The 16931-nt window shown below is 42.2% G+C and carries 16 protein-coding genes; 13 read left to right on the plus strand and 3 right to left on the minus strand.

Translation table 11 applies throughout. The features are described 5' to 3' along the window. Nucleotides 1–2 precede the first annotated feature (2 nt). The 3 genes from AC3ZVC_RS09210 to AC3ZVC_RS09220 all read left to right on the plus strand — a co-directional run bounded on the left by AC3ZVC_RS09210 (nt 3) and on the right by AC3ZVC_RS09220 (nt 4397). Nucleotides 3–944, plus strand: a complete 942-nt coding sequence (locus AC3ZVC_RS09210; protein WP_490068013.1) for a diacylglycerol/lipid kinase family protein — start codon at nt 3–5, stop codon at nt 942–944. A gap of 16 nt (nt 945–960) precedes the next feature. Further along, a complete protein-coding gene (gene pulA / locus AC3ZVC_RS09215) occupies nt 961–3108 on the plus strand; it encodes a type I pullulanase (RefSeq protein ID WP_490068014.1) in 2148 nt (715 codons plus the stop codon). 515 nt (nt 3109–3623) lie between these two features. Further along, nucleotides 3624–4397 carry a phosphotransferase gene (locus AC3ZVC_RS09220; RefSeq protein WP_490068015.1) on the plus strand — a complete coding sequence of 258 codons (774 nt, stop codon included), beginning with the start codon at nt 3624–3626 and terminating at the stop codon, nt 4395–4397. A 2-nt stretch (nt 4398–4399) separates the two neighbouring features. Here AC3ZVC_RS09220 and AC3ZVC_RS09225 read toward each other — a convergent pair whose 3' ends face one another. Beyond that, nucleotides 4400–4678, minus strand: a complete 279-nt coding sequence (locus tag AC3ZVC_RS09225; RefSeq protein WP_214728011.1) for a YtzH-like family protein — start codon at nt 4676–4678, stop codon at nt 4400–4402. Between the two features lie 354 nt (nt 4679–5032). Here AC3ZVC_RS09225 and trmB point away from each other — a divergent pair, with 354 nt between their 5' ends. Together trmB and AC3ZVC_RS09235 are read left to right on the plus strand one after the other, a co-directional pair. Continuing rightward, nucleotides 5033–5671: a tRNA (guanosine(46)-N7)-methyltransferase TrmB gene (gene trmB / locus AC3ZVC_RS09230; RefSeq protein WP_490068017.1), complete on the plus strand. Its 639-nt coding sequence runs from the start codon at nt 5033–5035 to the stop codon at nt 5669–5671. Between the two features lie 117 nt (nt 5672–5788). Beyond that, complete coding sequence (locus AC3ZVC_RS09235) at nt 5789–6634, plus strand: YtnP family quorum-quenching lactonase (protein ID WP_490068018.1); 846 nt, start codon at nt 5789–5791, stop codon at nt 6632–6634. 22 nt (nt 6635–6656) lie between these two features. Here the strand turns inward: AC3ZVC_RS09235 and AC3ZVC_RS09240 are convergent, their stop codons facing one another. Continuing rightward, on the minus strand, nt 6657–6971 hold the full coding sequence (locus AC3ZVC_RS09240) for a PepSY domain-containing protein (protein WP_490068020.1): 315 nt from the start codon (nt 6969–6971) through the stop codon (nt 6657–6659). Nucleotides 6972–7328: 357 nt separating this feature from the next. Here AC3ZVC_RS09240 and AC3ZVC_RS09245 point away from each other — a divergent pair, with 357 nt between their 5' ends. Together AC3ZVC_RS09245 and AC3ZVC_RS09250 are read left to right on the plus strand one after the other, a co-directional pair. Next, nucleotides 7329–8402, plus strand: a complete 1074-nt coding sequence (locus tag AC3ZVC_RS09245; RefSeq protein WP_490068023.1) for a M42 family metallopeptidase — start codon at nt 7329–7331, stop codon at nt 8400–8402. 267 nt (nt 8403–8669) lie between these two features. After that, entirely contained in the window at nt 8670–9182 is a 513-nt protein-coding gene (locus AC3ZVC_RS09250) for a DUF84 family protein (RefSeq protein WP_490068024.1), read from the plus strand. Nucleotides 9183–9203: 21 nt separating this feature from the next. Here AC3ZVC_RS09250 and AC3ZVC_RS09255 read toward each other — a convergent pair whose 3' ends face one another. After that, nucleotides 9204–9650: a YtoQ family protein gene (locus AC3ZVC_RS09255; RefSeq protein ID WP_490068025.1), complete on the minus strand. Its 447-nt coding sequence runs from the start codon at nt 9648–9650 to the stop codon at nt 9204–9206. Between the two features lie 162 nt (nt 9651–9812). Here AC3ZVC_RS09255 and AC3ZVC_RS09260 point away from each other — a divergent pair, with 162 nt between their 5' ends. From AC3ZVC_RS09260 to AC3ZVC_RS09285, 6 genes are all read left to right on the plus strand, one after another. Beyond that, nucleotides 9813–10325 carry a hypothetical protein gene (locus AC3ZVC_RS09260; protein WP_490068026.1) on the plus strand — a complete coding sequence of 171 codons (513 nt, stop codon included), beginning with the start codon at nt 9813–9815 and terminating at the stop codon, nt 10323–10325. Between the two features lie 484 nt (nt 10326–10809). Beyond that, nucleotides 10810–11832 (plus strand): PTS sugar transporter subunit IIC, encoded by a 1023-nt coding sequence (locus AC3ZVC_RS09265; RefSeq protein ID WP_490068873.1) that lies wholly within the window; start codon nt 10810–10812, stop codon nt 11830–11832. Next, nucleotides 11829–12146 (plus strand): thioredoxin family protein, encoded by a 318-nt coding sequence (locus AC3ZVC_RS09270; RefSeq protein ID WP_490068028.1) that lies wholly within the window; start codon nt 11829–11831, stop codon nt 12144–12146. Before AC3ZVC_RS09265 ends, AC3ZVC_RS09270 begins: the two co-directional genes overlap by 4 nt. 96 nt (nt 12147–12242) lie before the next feature. Beyond that, nucleotides 12243–13043, plus strand: a complete 801-nt coding sequence (locus tag AC3ZVC_RS09275) for a DUF1444 domain-containing protein (protein WP_490068031.1) — start codon at nt 12243–12245, stop codon at nt 13041–13043. Nucleotides 13044–13450: 407 nt separating this feature from the next. Further along, nucleotides 13451–14293 carry a hypothetical protein gene (locus AC3ZVC_RS09280; protein ID WP_490068032.1) on the plus strand — a complete coding sequence of 281 codons (843 nt, stop codon included), beginning with the start codon at nt 13451–13453 and terminating at the stop codon, nt 14291–14293. 68 nt (nt 14294–14361) lie between these two features. Next, entirely contained in the window at nt 14362–16878 is a 2517-nt protein-coding gene (locus tag AC3ZVC_RS09285; RefSeq protein ID WP_490068035.1) for a DNA translocase FtsK, read from the plus strand. Nucleotides 16879–16931: the final 53 nt, after the last annotated feature.

Here is a 16931-nt window from a genome sequence, read left to right on the forward strand (position 1 = left end):
GGATGAGGCCGACCATTTTCATTATTAACCCACAGGCAAAGAACGGTTATTGCCAGAAGGTCTGGAGGAAGGTTGAGCAGGTGCTGCAGCATGAAAACGTCCCCTATTTTGCCAGCTGCACAGAATATAGCGGGCATGCTAAGGAGCTGGCCAGGTACTATGCAGAACAAGCCTGCGGCCAGAGATTATCTATTATTGCGGTCGGCGGAGATGGAACTCTTCATGAAGTTATTAATGGAACTGCCATGTATCCGCATGTGACAGTAGGTTTTATTCCCGGGGGCTCGGGGAATGACTTTTCCCGCGGGTTTGGGGTTCCTAAAGATCCAGCAGCTGCACTAATTACGATTTTAAAGGGGAAAGAAGATGAGACAGTCAGAACCGACATAGGAATGGTCAGACACACAGGAGAAAACGAAACATATTTTATTAATAATATGGGTGCGGGCTTCGATGCCCAAATTTCCGAAAAAGTTAACCGTTCCAAAATGAAAGGAATTTTAAATCGATTATCACTTGGGAAATTTGTTTATGCTCTTTATCTGATCAAAGAGCTGTTTGTCTATAAATGCTGTACCCTTGAAATCGAGATAGACGGAAGAAAGCAATCTTTTCATTCTGCCTGGTTTGTAACCGTATCCAATCAGCCATTTTATGGAGGCGGTATGAAGATATCTCCCGATGCAAATCCGTTTGATGGAATTCTAAATCTTACGGTTGTCCATAATATATCAAAGTTTAAGCTATTGTTTGTTTTTGCTTCTGTTTTTAAAGGAAAGCATGTGGCATTTAAAGAGGTAGCGATTCTTCAAGGCAAAACGATTAGGATACGTTCTTCACATCCTATCCCTGCCCATGCTGATGGGGAGCCTCTCGGGTGCACACCATTAACAGTATCTGTATGCAGGGATGAACTACCAGTTATTTTAAAAAAGAGGAAGTAAAGGAGATGAGCTCGCAATGATATCAATTGAACGGAACTACTATGCCTATTTAGATGAAATGTACATCATTACGATCTTACTTCCTTTCCAATATCATCAGGGGCGTTCCTCAAGGTTCTCTCTGCTTGCAGGTAATGAGGAAATTCCAATGGAGATAGTGACCAGCATGCCGATCGAGGAGTCCATTAAATATACATGCCGGATTGAGCAGGATCTGGTTATAGGGCAACAATACTGGGTTGTGGACGAATATGGCGAAAAAACCGACCTGCAAATGGGGGCAGTTATTCGAACCGAGCCTTTTGACGAAGAATTTTACTATGAAGGACCATTGGGGTTTTCTTATAGCAAAGATAAGACGCTCTTCAAGCTCTGGGCCCCTACTGCAACTAAAGTCAGGCTCAAGTTAAAAGCAACCGTGGATGATAAAGCTGGAACAGCAGAGATGGCCAGAGGGGAAAAAGGAGTGTGGAGCTGCGAGATCCCGGGTGATCTCGATCGTTATCTATACTCGTTCCTTGTTTGTATAAATCTTGAATGGAGAGAAGCAATTGATCCCTATGCAGTTTCTGTTGCCGTTAATGGAGAATATGGGGCTGTGGTTAATCTGGAAAGCACTAAAAAAGTTAAGCCTGAGCTCCCTCCTCTCCAGCAGCCGACAGACGCAATCATTTATGAAACACATATCAGGGATTTTACCATTCATCCGGGAAGCGGAGCCGCAAGGAAAGGCTTGTACCTTGGAGCCGGTGAAGTAAACACTACCGGAAATGACGGCGATCCAACCTGCCTTTCCTATGTAAAACAGCTGGGCATAACGCATATCGAATTCCTGCCTTTCCATGATTATGAAGGTGTGGATGAAAGAGGCCCAAAGAAGGACTATAATTGGGGCTATAATCCTTTGCACTTTAATGCGCCTGAAGGAAGTTATTCCACTGATCCTGGTGATCCTTATTCACGGATCAGGGAGTTAAAGGCGATGATCAACGCTGTTCATTCCGAGGGGTTGAGAGTCATTATGGACGTGGTCTATAACCATGTTTATATCAGGGAAGATTCTTCTTTTGAAAAAATTGTGCCCGGTTACTTCTTTCGCCATGACGAATTCGGAATGCCTTCAAATGGTACAGGAGTCGGAAATGACTTTGCTTCAGAGCGGCTGATGGCCAGAAAGTTTATTCTTGATTCAGTGGAGTATTGGATGAAGGAATATCAGCTGGATGGGTTCAGGTTTGATTTAATGGGTATACTTGATATTGAAACTATGAACAGGGTTCGGAATACAGCAAATTCGATTGATCCCACTGCTATTATTATTGGTGAAGGGTGGGATTTGAATACTCCGATCCCGGAGGATCAAAAGGCAAGCATCCGCAATCAGGATAAACTTCCTGGGATTGGCCAATTTAATGACTGGTTCCGGGACTCCATTAAAGGCAGCACTTTTAATTTGTATGATAAAGGGTATGCATTGGGGAATGAGCACTATTATGAAGCGGCAAAGCAGGTTTTGGCCGGCAGTATTGGCCTTGAAAAAAAGGAAAAGGGTATTTTCCTGTCTCCTTCCCAATCAGTAAATTATGTGGAATCACACGACAATCACACTCTTTGGGATAAAATCCTAGTGTGCTCCGAAAGTGCAGATGAAACCACTCAGCAGAGAAAGCATCGTCTTACTACAGTTATGGTGCTGCTCTCGCAGGGGATTCCATTTCTGCACAGTGGCCAGGAATTTTTCCGCACCAAAGAAGGGAACGGAAACAGCTACCGTGCACCGGATTCCATTAATAAGCTTGACTGGGAGCGGAAGAGCTGTTTTTCTGATAATGTTCAATATATTAAAGGAATCATTGACATAAGAAAAAATATCCCGCTGTTCAGGCTTGCAAGTGCCGACTTAATCCGAAGTTCCATGCGGTTTATTGATATGAAGAAGCCATTGATTGGTTTTGTTTTAAGTAGTGGAGAGAAAAATCCTGAGTGGAGCCGGGCTGCTGTAGTTTTCAATCCTACCATGGCTGAAGAGAGGGTAGCACTGCCAGACGGGGATTGGGAACTACTTGCGGATGGGCAAACTGCAGGGTTAATATCTAAGGGGAAAATTGCCAAAAGTTTAACCGTAATGCCGATCAGCACTTATGTATTGGTTTGCAGGCAATAACATAGCAGGATAAATCTCAATTCTGCAAACATTATCCTTATATAGAAAAAACAGCAGGAATTGGACGAATGTTCTTCATTTTTTCGCTCAATATTCCGGAAACCTAAATAGATACACTTGACGAAAAAAGCTAGTAAGAATAAAATTTATAAAGATGGCTATTGTGAGAAACTTGCATCAATAGCTCTTTTTTTATTTTACGATATCAATCTGTGTCCCTTGGAACAAGGGGCCGCATATAAAATATATTCGCCTGTTTACCCTGCGTGGTATAGATGCGTTCTTTAATTTAGCGGATTTAACAGGCTATTATGTGTGTATGAATGGACTTTTTGAAATATAACTTACCAGATGCATATGAGTTTTTGCTTATCCGGTAGTAGAAAGCTTTGTCTGGATAGGTCATTCCAGATCGGCCGGGAGAAATAAGTTTTGATTGCCATTAACCAGGGCGTAGGTTTTTCAACTAAAGCTATTTTTGAAAAAATAGCTTACTAAATTGCAGGTGAACAATTTTGGAACATTTATTTGGACATGACTGGGAGATTGTTCCCGCCGGAGGTGCGACGGGCGAAGCCTTTTATGCCCAGCATGAAGAGCAAAGGCTATTTTTAAAAAGGAATTCTTCGCCCTTTCTGGCGGTTCTTTCTGCTGAAGGCATCGTCCCGAAGCTCGTCTGGACGAAAAGGATGGAAAATGGGGATGTCATTACTGCTCAGCAATGGTTAAATGGAAGAGAGCTTAAAGCAGGGGACATGAACCAGGAAAGCGTTGCAAAGCTTTTGAAGAAAATTCATTCTTCAAATGCTTTGCTGGGGATGCTTACACGGATGGGAAAGTCCCCGCTGCAGCCTGAAACACTTTTGCGTATGATTGAGGAAGAACTTGGTTCCGATTTAAAGCAGCTGAGAGCTGTCATTGAGTCAATTGATTTCTTGAAAAAAGAGGTTGTTAATATCCATTGTGAGGAAAAAACAGTATGCCATTGCGATGTGAATCATAACAACTGGCTGCTTTCGGAAAACAACCAGCTGTATTTGATTGATTGGGATGGAGCCATGATTGCAGATCCAGCCATAGATTTGGGGATGCTGTTGTACTGGTATATCCCAAAAGGGGAATGGCCTAATTGGGTAGAACGTTATGGCATCGAACTTACTGATGATCTGATGCTTCGAATGAAATGGTATGTCATTGCTCAAACATTGACTTCTATCCAATGGCATAAAAATAAGTTTAGGTACCAGGAAATGGATAAATGGATTTCATTTTTGGATGAACTGCTGTAAAATTAAGAAAACTGATCGATATCATGAACCCATTGAGATAATTCATTCTGATGGGATTCAATATGATTATCCAACTGGGAAGAATTTATCCCATGCTGACTGTACTCATATATTTCTTCTAATACTGTTTTGACATTTTGATTAATATTGCCATTGACCATTAAGGATTTAACCAGCCGTTCCAATTGTTCACATTCTGAAATAGAGCCACAGCAATCTGTCTGGTGATTGCTTAATATATCTTTTAATAAATTTAACTGATCCTGCTGTCCAAGCGGCATTGCAAACACCCTTTCTTCCTGAATCTGAAGATAGATAAGTGAAACTCCCACTGCTGGTTATTTTGAATCAATTGGGCTTTGCCGGCAGTTGGCACTTGCGCCTTTTTGATTCACCAACTGATTTTCTTGAGGACATACTGCGATCGGGAAAAACAAAAAGGAATTCACCTTTAGGTTGTGGATTCCTTTTTAATTTATTCATGAGTCATTTGTAATTTATTTGTTCCAGGGGCATTTGGTTAAACTATAATCAGCAATAAATCACTTTAGACAACAGACAAGGTAAAATAAAGTTGCACCACTGCAATTTGCATGATATTGTTTTGAACGATATTAATTTTTAGGAGTGTCAATATGCGACAGCGAAATAAACCGTGGGCTAAGGATAAATTAGCCGAGTACCCTCAATATGTGATCTCTGAACCTGAAAAATATAAAGGGAAATGGAATGAAGCATTTGATAAGAACCAGCCGCTTCATATTGAGATTGGAACAGGCAAAGGCCGCTTTATCACAGGAATGGCAAAAGCCAATCCGGATATCAATTACATCGGGATTGAACTGGCTGACAGTGTTATTGTGACGGCTCTTGACCGGATTATTGAAGAAGAACTGCCTAATGTTAAGCTGTTAAATGTAAATGCCAATGATCTGCAAGAATATTTTGATAAAGGCGAGGTCGGCCGTGTATACCTCAACTTCTCAGATCCCTGGCCGAAAAAACGCCATGCAAAGCGCAGGCTGACCTACAGAAGCTTTCTGGAAATATATGAAAACATTCTCATCGATAAAGGAGAAATTCACTTTAAGACTGATAACCAGGGCTTATTTGAATCTTCTCTAATGAGCTTTTCAGAATACGGCATGCTGCTGACTTATGTGAGCCTTGATCTGCATAACAGCGAATATGAAGGCAATATAATGACTGAATATGAGGAGAAGTTTTCTTCAAAAGGAAATCGCATCTACAGATGTGAAGTGCAGTATAGATAAGCTAGAGTCTATCCCTTTGGGTAGGCTTTTTTAATCCAGTGAATAATTTAAATATTTCTACAAATGAAAGCTTAAATGTTACTATAAAGTTAGATCACTGGTTTGGAGGAGAGAAATATGGAAACATTGGAACTGCAAAACATAAAGCTTACCTGGCTTCGCGGCGGGGTGACGCATCTTGATGGAGGAGCGATGTTTGGAGTTGTTCCTAAGCCGTTATGGGCGAAAAAATATCCTTGCAATGACCTAAATCAAATCGAATTGCGGTCAGATCCCATTTTGATTCAAGCTGATGGCAAAAGTATCTTAGTGGAGTCTGGATTGGGAAATGGCAAGCTGGATGAAAAACAGAAGCGTAACTTTGGGGCGCTTGAAGAGTCTAATGTTATACAGGATCTGGCTGAGCAGGATCTATCTCCTGAAGATATCGATTATATTCTAATGACGCATCTTCATTTTGATCATGCATGCGGTTTGACAAAACCTGCAGACAGTGGATTTGTTTCTGTTTTCCCTAATGCCAAAATCATTGCGTCAGCAATTGAGTGGGAAGAGATGAGAAACCCGAATATTCGTTCAAGAAATACATATTGGAAAGAAAATTGGGAGGCAATACAAAGCCAAGTAGAGGTTTTTGAAGGAGAATGGACGCTTGGTCCTATTAAAATGGTGCATACCGGCGGACATAGCGACGGGCATTCTATCCTCGTCATAGAAGACGGCAAAGACATTATTGTTCATATGGCTGATATCATGCCAACACATGCACACCAAAATGTATTATGGGTACTGGCTTACGATGATTATCCAATGGATTCAATCAGTGCCAAACAAAAATGGTTGGAATACGGACTGAAAAATAACGCCTGGTTCACCTTTTACCACGATGCATTTTACCGCGCAGTAAAATGGGATGAAACAGGAAGAAGCTTTTCAGATAAAGTGGAAAGAGAGATCAAATAAAAATCCCCATTCGGGGATTTTTTTAATGCAGCGGAAAAACGTCCAGAATTGCTCCAGTCCCTGCATCGGCAATAAATTCGTATTGCTCGGATTTTTCACCGGAAAATCTTGAAACGCCGCCTTTATATACTTGGTATTTCAAATGCCCCTTCTCATAGGGCTCAGCCTTCATTTGAATCCACGAGCCGCTTATCGGCCCCTCCTGTTTGAATGCTTCCTTTGCATTTGCCAAAGCTTTTTCCGGAGAAACGGAAGCATTTTGTGATAGCAGTTCCCTTGCAGCGTATCCGCCGGCCAAGCCAACCCCTACGCCTAAAATAAATGATTTCCAGTTCATAAGTGTACCTCCCAAAGCGGATGATAAAAAAGCGGATCTTAAAAGAGTTGTTTTCCAAAAAATTCGAATAACTTTAACACACTTCTATCTTACCAAAAAAAGGCTAACACTAAAATAAATAACGTATTTCAATAAAGCGAATTTCCATTCACTGCTAATAGCAGGTTGGACGAGTTGGACGTTACGGTCAATTATCCCTTGCTTATCCTTTTTGTTCATGAATCTTTTGAAAGAAGGGAATAAATTTTATGAACGAAGTTTGCTGTCTGAAATGGTGGCAAGCCGTATGAAAGTTCTGTAAAATAGAAATATACATAATTCAAAACCAATCTATGCGAGTGTTAAAGGAGCAGAAAAATGAACGAAAAAACATTACAGCTTTTTAAAACATTGACAGAATTGCCGGGAGCACCCGGAAACGAATATTTAGTACGAAAATTCATGCGCGAACAAATCAGTCAGTATACGGATGAAGTGGTCCAGGATAAGCTTGGAGGCATCTTTGGCGTAAGAAGAGGCGATGAAAACGGTCCGACTGTTATGGTAGCAGGCCATATGGATGAAATAGGCTTTATGGTTACCTCCATAACGGATAATGGCATGATCCGATTCCAGACGCTGGGCGGCTGGTGGAGCCAGGTGCTTCTTGCGCAAAGAGTCCAGATTATTACGGACAATGGCCCCGTTACAGGTGTAATTGGTTCCATCCCTCCGCACCTTTTGGATGAAGCAAAGCGCAACAAGCCAATGGAAATTAAAAATATGCTGATTGATATTGGTGCTGATGACCGGGAAGACGCAAAAAAAATCGGCATAAAACCAGGGCAGCAAATTCTTCCTATTTGTCCGTTTACGCCAATGGCAAATGAAAAGAAAATATTGGCCAAGGCATGGGATAACCGCTATGGCTGCGGTTTGGCAGTTGAGCTTTTGGAAGAAGTCCAAGCCGAAACGCTGCCAAATGTCCTATATTCCGGAGCGACTGTACAGGAAGAAGTGGGCTTAAGAGGTGCGCAGACAGCGGCGAATATGATCAATCCTGACATTTTCTTCGCTTTGGATGCGAGCCCAGCCAACGATATGACCGGCGACAAAAATGAATTCGGCCATTTAGGCAAGGGAGCCCTTCTCCGAATTCTGGATCGTTCGATGGTAACTCATCGTGGAATGAGAGAATTTGTTCTTGATACAGCTGAAACACATAACATTCCATATCAATATTTTGTATCGCAGGGCGGAACAGATGCAGGCAAAGTTCATATCTCAAATGAAGGTGTCCCAAGTGCGGTTATCGGCATTTGCTCCCGTTATATTCATACCCATGCTTCTATGGTGCATGTGGATGATTACGCTGCAGCAAAAGAGCTTCTTGTAAAACTTGTTAAATCATGTGACCGTTCTACAGTGGAAACGATTCGCCAAAATAGTTAATTCTTTTAGAGACAGCAAATGCTGTCTCTTTTTCCAATAAGTTAGAAAAAAATATGTTGAACTTTAAGAATTGACTAGTTCAACAGGGAACACTTCGGAAGCTTAAACATCCCACGCCTAAAAGCGTTAGCTTTTAGGAGCAGCGCCTAACCACTTGAGGTCACAAACTGATCCTCCCAATAAGGCTAAAAACGCCTTCCTGTGAAGCTCTTCTTGTGATTGTCGGGGTGGTCAAGGCGCTTGCGCTTTTCCAGAAAGGAGCAGCTTATGAAAATCATTATTGGTTCAAAGAATCCGGCTAAAATTATGGCGGTGCAAACAGCTTTTAGCAATTATGAAGCCGGAATCATTCCGTATGACGTGCCATCAGGCGTAAGTGACCAGCCTTTTTCTGATGAAGAAACCATTAAGGGTGCAATCAATCGAGCATTTGGAGCGCTTGAAATAGCCGGAGGTCAAATTGGCATTGGCCTTGAAGGAGGCGTGCAGAAAACAGAGTACGGTCTTTTCCTATGCAACTGGGGTGCACTGGCAGAGGAAGGCAAGCCTCCTATTATCGGGGGAGGAGCAAGGATTCCGCTTCCGGAAGAAATTTCGGCAAGACTGCTTTCTGGCGAAGAGCTAGGACCGGTTATGGATGATTACGCTAAAAAAATAAATGTCCGCAATAATGAAGGGGCAGTAGGGATCTTTACGAATGGGCAAGTAAATCGGTCAGAAATGTTCTCCCATGTTATGAAGTTGCTGATTGGACAATACGAATATAGAAAAAGGGGGTAGCACCATGTCTACCCCCCTTTTTTATTCGGTTTCAAAAATATAGGATAATACTTTTAATGCCTGGTTAACCGTCTCAACAGTAACATTGGCTTTGCTTGAAAGCTCTTTTAATGGATGGTGAAGCTCCTTTGGACGGATCAGGATCAGCGGTTTGCCTAAAGTAACAGCTGCGCTCGCATCCATAGCAGTATTCCACTGTTTATATTTTTCTCCGAATAAAGCAATCACAAGATCAGATTTCTGCATAAGAAGCTGTGTTCTTAAATTATTGATGCTTGAAGCTGCTTCATCCCGGAAGATGGCATCAGGCTGTTTCCCAAGGATCTCCTCGCCAATCATGTCTGAACGTTCGTGGTTCTCCATTGGCCCTGAAAAGTGAATGGGAAGCTGAAGAGATTTTGCTTTCTCTTTTAATTCCCCGCGCCAATTGGAGTGAATTTCGCCCGCTAAATATACGGTTATTTCCATAATTTTTCCTCCTTTATGCATGATTCTTATATTTTAACATTTCTTCTAAGAAGTAACGCACTGAAAGGGCTGTCATTTCCAACAAGAAGGGTTGTCAGACTATTAAGAAGAAATGTATGATAAGTAAGGATGATAGATTTCCTGGCAAGGGGGGACTTTAGTATGAGTAAAAGAATCAACGCAGCCTTGCTCTTTATTATTTCAGTATTACTGCTCAGTGCTTGTTCAGCATCAATAGAAGAAGAGCAAACAGCCGCAAAGAATGCTGCAGAGGAAGCATTCAACAAAACATCTGAAAAGACTAATCATAAGAACGAAGATATAGAATATTATTTGCCTTTCGGGGTGGAAGTAAAAGAGGAAAGCCCTAATAACATCATCTTAGAAAATGGATCAAAAACGTATATTCTATTTTACAATCCTCATGAAGGCCCGGAAAGCAAAGTTGTCTACGATGCAACGGTAAAGCAGATAGAGAAATATGATGTGAATGAAACCTATACCAAAGATGGACATAGGGGATTCCTATTAATCAACAGCGATAAAAAAGACGAAAATGAACTGATCGTCGGAATTGGCGGCGTAAAAATATCCACTCAATCGAAAACCAAACATTTATCATCTGACGCCGCTACCATGATGGAGATTGTCAACTCCGTCAAGGTAAAGAACTAAACGAAGGGCATTTGCCCTTCTTTTTTTATTTTGGATATCAGTATTAGATTGGTTTTAAATAAAGGCTGTTTTCGCAAACTTTGTTGCTTTTTAAACTAGTAGTGAGGATTGGTTGATTTCCGCTCCAGGATGCTCAGCGAATCGTGGGGGGGCGGTGAGCATCCTCGGTGCAGGCACCTGTCCCACTCCTCCCGCTGGACTTTGAATAAACATCCCTGAATCATCACCGCACGAAGGAAATGCGAATGGATTTTCGAGGAGCCCCGCTCTTGCGCTCCAATCAACCAACTTATTTATCAATGATTTTATTTACAAAGTCTATTTAAAACAACAACCTTTTAGAAAAGAGCCTAAATAAAAAAGGTAAAGTATCATAGAATGCCCTCCGGAAAAGAAGAATAACATTAAGATTAAAAATTCTATAACAAGTGTCTTGACATGTGTTATCTTTATAGTTGTAAAACGTATACATAGGGGGATAATGATGAGAACCTTTCTTGATAGAAAAGGGGTTACCCTTTCAGCCAAGGTATATTTTATTGATGCATTAAGCAGTATGGCGCTGGGGTTATTTGCTTCATTAATCATTGGGTTAATTATTAAAACAATCGGTGACCAAGTTGGATATGAATACCTGACAGAAATGGGCGTAATGGCTATGGGACTAATGGGACCTGCCATCGGAGTTGCAGTCGCATACGGATTGAATGCTCCGCCGCTCGTTATCTTTTCAGCGATTGTCAGCGGGGCAGCAGGAGCCGCGCTTGGGGGGCCGGCAGGAAGCTTTGTAGCAGCGGTTATTTCAACGGAAATAGGAAAGCTGGTCAGCAAAGAAACAAAAGTGGATATTATTGTGACACCGCTTGTCACGATTGCTGCGGGTTATTTTGTAGCAACATTGATAGGGCCTGGAATTGATTACGGAATGAAAAGCTTTGGCAGCCTGATTATGTGGGGTACGGAGCAAAGGCCTATTATTATGGGCATCATTGTTGCTGTGTTAATGGGGCTGGCTTTGACAGCTCCAATTTCTTCAGCGGCTATAGCACTCATGCTTGATTTGCATGGACTTGCTGCCGGAGCTGCAACGATCGGATGTGCAGCCCAAATGGTCGGCTTTGCAGTCAGCAGCTTCAGGGAAAACAAAGTTGGCGGATTTATAGCACTGGGAATTGGTACATCCATGCTGCAGGTAGCCAATATTATCAGAAACCCCCGGATTCTCATTCCGCCAACTCTGGCAGGGGCGATCCTGGCACCTTTTGGAACGACCCTATGGCTGATGGAAAATAACGCAGCCGGAGCAGGCATGGGAACAAGCGGGCTCGTTGGCCAGATTATGACTTTTACAACGATGGGGTTTGGTTCGGACATTTGGATGAAGGTAATCGTATTGCATTTTATTGGACCTGCTCTTATTAGCCTGATATTATCTGAATATATGAGGAAAAAGGGTTGGATTCAATACGGCGATATGAAGATCAACACAGGGGGAGAAAAGAAATGAAAAAACTGGAATCAGTAGAACAATTTAACGAAATGCGCGCGAATGGAAAACATATTTTTATGTTTTCAGCTGATTGGTGTCCTGATTGCCGGATTATTGACCCGGTATTACCTGAAATTGAAGCAAAATATAATGAGTATAACTTTATCTATGTAGACCGCGATCAGTTTATTGATCTTTGTATTGAGCTTGATGTAATTGGAATACCGAGCTTTATCGGTTTCAAGGATGGCCAGGAACTCGGCCGCTTTGTCAGCAAAGATAGAAAAACACAGGAAGAAATCGAGAATTTTATTGGAACGCTTGAAAAATAAGCATTTTTTTAAACCCTCCGGCGTCTCTTTTGAGAAGGAGGGTTTTTTAGTGTAAAATGTTTATCGGAATCAATCCCCATAAGGAGGGGCTTATCTATGAAAATGGACAGCAAGAAAATGAAGAACGAATTGGAAAAGCGGTTAGCAAAGGAAAATCGTACTTTCTCCTTTGACAGGGAAAAGGACCAGCTCCGCATTGAAAATAAAGACACTGGAAAGGGAATAACCATTTCACTTCCAGGCATCATTGCCAAGTGGCAGGAACAAAAAGAAAAGGCAATTGACGAAGTCGTTTACTATGTTGAGGAAGGGCTTGAAGCGATGGTGGAAGACGCCCAGTTATCGGGGCATGAAAAGAACATTTTTCCCGTGATTCGCTCCACCTCATTCCCAAGTGAATCTCAGGAAGGGGTTCCGTTTTTAACGGATGACCACACAGCTGAAACACGTATTTATTATGCGCTTGATTTGGGCAATACCTATCGCCTTATTGACAAACAGCTTATGGAAAAAGAAGGATGGGTTCCTGAGAGAATTAAAGAAACCGCGCTATTTAATGTTCGGTCTCTATCTACAGATATGAAAACTGATACAGTAGCAGGCAATACCTTTTATTTCTTAAATAAAAATGATGGTTATGATGCAAGCAGGATTCTAAATGAGGCTTTTATAAAAGAGATGGAGCGGAGAATGGAAGGATCCATGGCCGTAGCTGTTCCCCATCAGGACGTTTTGATTATTGCCGATATTAAAAATGAGACTGGCTATGATATATTAGCCCAAATGACGATGAGCTTCTTCGCAAGCGGCCGGGTGCCAATCACCTCTTTATCATTTTTATATGAGGACGGAGAATTTGAACCGATTTTCATCTTGGGTAAAAATAAAAAGAAGTAGTTATTTATGGGATCACGATCTGTGATCCCATTTTATTTTCTTCTAAAATAGATTTTGCTTTTTGGGGATCCGGAGGATGATAGGTTTAGTGATGAGAGCAGGCGGGTAGCTGTCTGTGGGTCGGAAATCCAATATATCAACGAAATTCAGGATATATCAATCAAAAAAGCAACTATATCAACGAATCGCTTTAATCACACCTGGGCAATAAGTCTTATCGTAATCCCTGTGAACCTTTCATCAGAAATTGAGTCGAAAGTATGCCTTAAACCTGCAGTTTGTTTGTAAATTTACCCATTCTGCCTTTAAATGGACTCATTCTCGCATTTATTATTCAAAAACGGTGAATACCTGATAAAATAAGAAAGATAGACTAATAAAGTTCTTAATAGAAAGAGTTGATATAAATGAGCTGGATAAAAAAACTTTTCCATATGTTCAAGCACGATGAAGATGAATATGAAAGTATAGAAGAATATGCAGAAGAACGCGGGCAAGAAAATGTACAGCCACCTAAAAGTTTCAAAGAAAGTACAAGAGAGAGTTCAAGAGAAAGCACAAGAGATGTTGATGCTAAGGTGCTTTATCAATATCCTAAAGGCCAGTTCCGTTTTCCGGTAATTCCTGACGGTGAAGGCGAAAGCGAGAAGAGAAGGCCGAGACCCCGCCCTCGTCCGGTTGAAAAACAAGAGGCCCCTGCGCGAAAGCCAGAAAAGCGGCAGCCGCGCAGTGTCGAACGTGAACAACAGAAAAAAACTGCACCTCCTGCAGCGAGGGAAGAAAAAATACTAACCAGGAATGAAAGAGAGGCTGCTAATAAGAAGAGGCCTTTCCAGCCAACTGAAATTCCATCACCTATTTATGGGTTTGAGAGACGTAATTCAGGTGCTGCAAAAAGTAAATCAGATCATGAACCAAATGAGTTTAAACCTAAGGAGCTTACATATGATGAAATTATGCGCAAAATACAGCAGAGACCTCCGCAAAAACCCAAGAGTACTGCAGAAAACGTAAAAAAAGAAGAAAAGGGTGACACCATTTCCGATAAAATTGAGGCCTTTTACACACAGGCAGAGGCATCAGAAACGGAAGAACATCCAGTAAACAATTATTCGATCGGAGCAGCCTCTGACTTAATGTTTGAAATTCCGGATGAAGAGGGAGTAGAAAAGCCTCATTCTGAAACAAACCAACCCTCAGAGGCAGAGCTGCAGGAAATCTCCCTGACCTGGGCGAATCTAAGTTCATAAACGATGAAAGAGCCAGATTTGAAACAACTCCGAAAAATATAAACTATGCTCAGGCAAACATCAGCAATTTGCTGGAATACGCTCTTTTAGAAGAGGAAGCCTCTAATGTACAGGGTGACAAGCAAGAAATTACAGAAGCGGTTTCTAAGCCAAGAGGGGAAAACCACCATACATCTTTAGAAACAGAAGATGAAGTAAGTGTTCCTAAAACTGAGGTGCAAAACGACACTGATTTTACCGACTTAACTTTTGAAGAGGAAGTGCCGGAGCAATCAAGTGAAACCGGCCACATACAGGAGGGCGTCAAACTGGATTTCAGCAGTCCTATGGATGAACATTCGTGGGAAGCCAGGCAAGCAGAGGCAGCAGAAGTAAATCCGAAAGGTTCAGAGCTGACTTCCAAAGTAGAAGAACTGGCTCATATGCCAGAAACCAGCGAACACATACAGCAGGAACCTGAAACAATAGTCCATGAAAAGCCCAAGAAGGAAGAAGAAGTTTGGCATGCAGAAACTTTTGGAGAAGAACAGCCCGATTCCGAAGAACAGCCCGATTCCGAAGAACAGCAGGAATCTGAAATCGTAGAGGAAGCCAAGCCTGATCAGCTGGAAGAATATAAACATCCAGCAGACACTGTAATCGAAACAAATCATGCATCAAGCGAGCTTGAACAGGGAGCCGAAAATACTGTGCAGCCCGTTCAATCAGCTGCATCCGAACAGAATGAAAGTGCAGAGCTTGAGCGGGATCCTGCTACATCTAATTCTTCTGCAAAAGCAGAACCCGCCGCAGAGGCACAGGCACAGGCACAGGCACAGGCACAGGCACAGGCCGGGACATCAGACGAAGGTCAACAAGAGAAAAAGCCTTCAAACAGAGGTACTATTCCGTTTAACGTCATTATGCTTAACAATGACAGGAAAAAACTAAATCAGCAAAGCGTATCACACAACAAGCCTGCAGAAGAGCAGCAAAAAAAAAGTAATATCACAAGATTCCCTGTAGAGAGTTTCCAGCAATCCGCTGCAGCTGTAGAGCAAGCTGAGGATCAAAGCCATGTTCATACAGAGACAGCGCGCCTAGCTGAAGTACCGTCATCACAAGCATTTGAGGACAAGCAGCCTGAAGCAGCTACTCTCCAAGAGGAAGATGAAATCTCTTATTACGAGTTTCCGTCCAGATCGCTGCTGACACCGCCTGTAATCAAAGAAGAGACTTCCGATTGGCTGTATGAGCAGGAGCAAATGTTAAACTCGACATTGAAAAACTTCAATGTCAGGGCAAGGGTAGTCAATGTAACGCAAGGGCCTTCTGTTACGAGATTTGAAGTTCAGCCGGAACCGGGTGTTAAGGTGAACAAAATTACGAATCTCTCAGATGACATTAAACTTAGCCTTGCTGCAAGGGATATCCGCATTGAGGCTCCAATTCCAGGCAAGCATACAATTGGCATCGAGGTTCCGAACCAAAGCAGCCGGCCTGTTTTTATCAGGGAGATCATCAATACGCCGGAATTTCAAAATAGCGAATCTCCATTAACGGCTGTATTAGGGCTTGATATCTCAGGAAAGCCGATCGTAACCGACTTAAGAAAGATGCCGCACGGATTGATTGCCGGGGCAACAGGTTCTGGTAAAAGTGTCTGCATTAACACAATCCTTGTGAGCTTGCTATACAAAGCCAGCCCTGATGAACTAAAACTGCTGCTGGTTGATCCAAAAATGGTGGAACTTGCTCCATATAACCGGATCCCTCATCTAGTAAGCCCTGTGATTACAGATGTAAAAGCGGCTACGGCTGCGTTGAAATGGGCTGTCGAAGAGATGGAACGCAGATATGAATTGTTCGTACATGCAGGAGTCAGGGATATAAATCGTTATAATGAATTGGCAGAGGAGCATAAACGCTACTCAGAAAAATTGCCATTTATGGTCATCGTGATTGATGAGCTGGCAGACTTAATGATGATGTCTCCGGCAGATGTAGAAGAGGCGATTTGCCGGATAGCCCAAAAAGCGCGGGCATGCGGAATTCATCTGATTATCGCTACCCAGCGTCCATCCGTAGATGTTATTACAGGGTTAATTAAAGCAAATGTTCCAACAAGAATTGCCTTTTCCGTATCATCCCAGATTGATTCCAGAACCATTATTGATATAAGCGGGGCTGAGAAACTGCTGGGCCGCGGAGATATGCTTTTCCTTGAAAATGGAACGTCCAAGCCAGTGCGCCTGCAGGGCACATTCGTTTCTGATAAAGAAATTGATGATGTGGTAGCGCATGTGCGCAGGGAACGAGATCCTGACTATTTATTTGAACAGGAAGAGCTATTAAAAAAAGCCCAGGTAGTTGAAGAAGAGGATGAGCTGTTTATTGAAGCATGCGAGTTTGTCGTTGATCAGGGAGGGGCTTCTACTTCCAGCCTGCAGAGACGGTTCAAGATCGGTTATAACAGAGCAGCCCGCCTGATTGATATGATGGAGAAGCAAGGCTTTATTTCAGAGAATAGAGGCAGCAAGCCAAGGGACGTCCTCATTACCGAAGCCGACCTCGAATCTATACAAGACACTAGTACATTAAATTAATCCATGGTATTCTTTACTTGCATGTTTTAAATAATAGATATAACTACTTTTAT

The sequence above is a fragment of the Cytobacillus sp. C11.1 genome, from assembly GCF_058145115.1.

Coding starts and splice junctions, on each gene's coding strand:
- AC3ZVC_RS09255 (WP_490068025.1), bottom strand. CDS start 9,650: ATGGAAATAACCGTATATTTAGCGGGCGAAATTCACTCCAATTGGCGC.
- AC3ZVC_RS09270 (WP_490068028.1), top strand. CDS start 11,829: ATGAAAAAACTGGAATCAGTAGAACAATTTAACGAAATGCGCGCGAAT.
- pulA (WP_490068014.1), top strand. CDS start 961: ATGATATCAATTGAACGGAACTACTATGCCTATTTAGATGAAATGTAC.
- AC3ZVC_RS09260 (WP_490068026.1), top strand. CDS start 9,813: ATGAGTAAAAGAATCAACGCAGCCTTGCTCTTTATTATTTCAGTATTA.
- AC3ZVC_RS09250 (WP_490068024.1), top strand. CDS start 8,670: ATGAAAATCATTATTGGTTCAAAGAATCCGGCTAAAATTATGGCGGTG.
- trmB (WP_490068017.1), top strand. CDS start 5,033: ATGCGACAGCGAAATAAACCGTGGGCTAAGGATAAATTAGCCGAGTAC.
- AC3ZVC_RS09280 (WP_490068032.1), top strand. CDS start 13,451: ATGAGCTGGATAAAAAAACTTTTCCATATGTTCAAGCACGATGAAGAT.
- AC3ZVC_RS09240 (WP_490068020.1), bottom strand. CDS start 6,971: ATGAACTGGAAATCATTTATTTTAGGCGTAGGGGTTGGCTTGGCCGGC.
- AC3ZVC_RS09275 (WP_490068031.1), top strand. CDS start 12,243: ATGAAAATGGACAGCAAGAAAATGAAGAACGAATTGGAAAAGCGGTTA.
- AC3ZVC_RS09235 (WP_490068018.1), top strand. CDS start 5,789: ATGGAAACATTGGAACTGCAAAACATAAAGCTTACCTGGCTTCGCGGC.
- AC3ZVC_RS09210 (WP_490068013.1), top strand. CDS start 3: ATGAGGCCGACCATTTTCATTATTAACCCACAGGCAAAGAACGGTTAT.
- AC3ZVC_RS09265 (WP_490068873.1), top strand. CDS start 10,810: ATGAGAACCTTTCTTGATAGAAAAGGGGTTACCCTTTCAGCCAAGGTA.
- AC3ZVC_RS09225 (WP_214728011.1), bottom strand. CDS start 4,678: ATGCCGCTTGGACAGCAGGATCAGTTAAATTTATTAAAAGATATATTA.
- AC3ZVC_RS09245 (WP_490068023.1), top strand. CDS start 7,329: ATGAACGAAAAAACATTACAGCTTTTTAAAACATTGACAGAATTGCCG.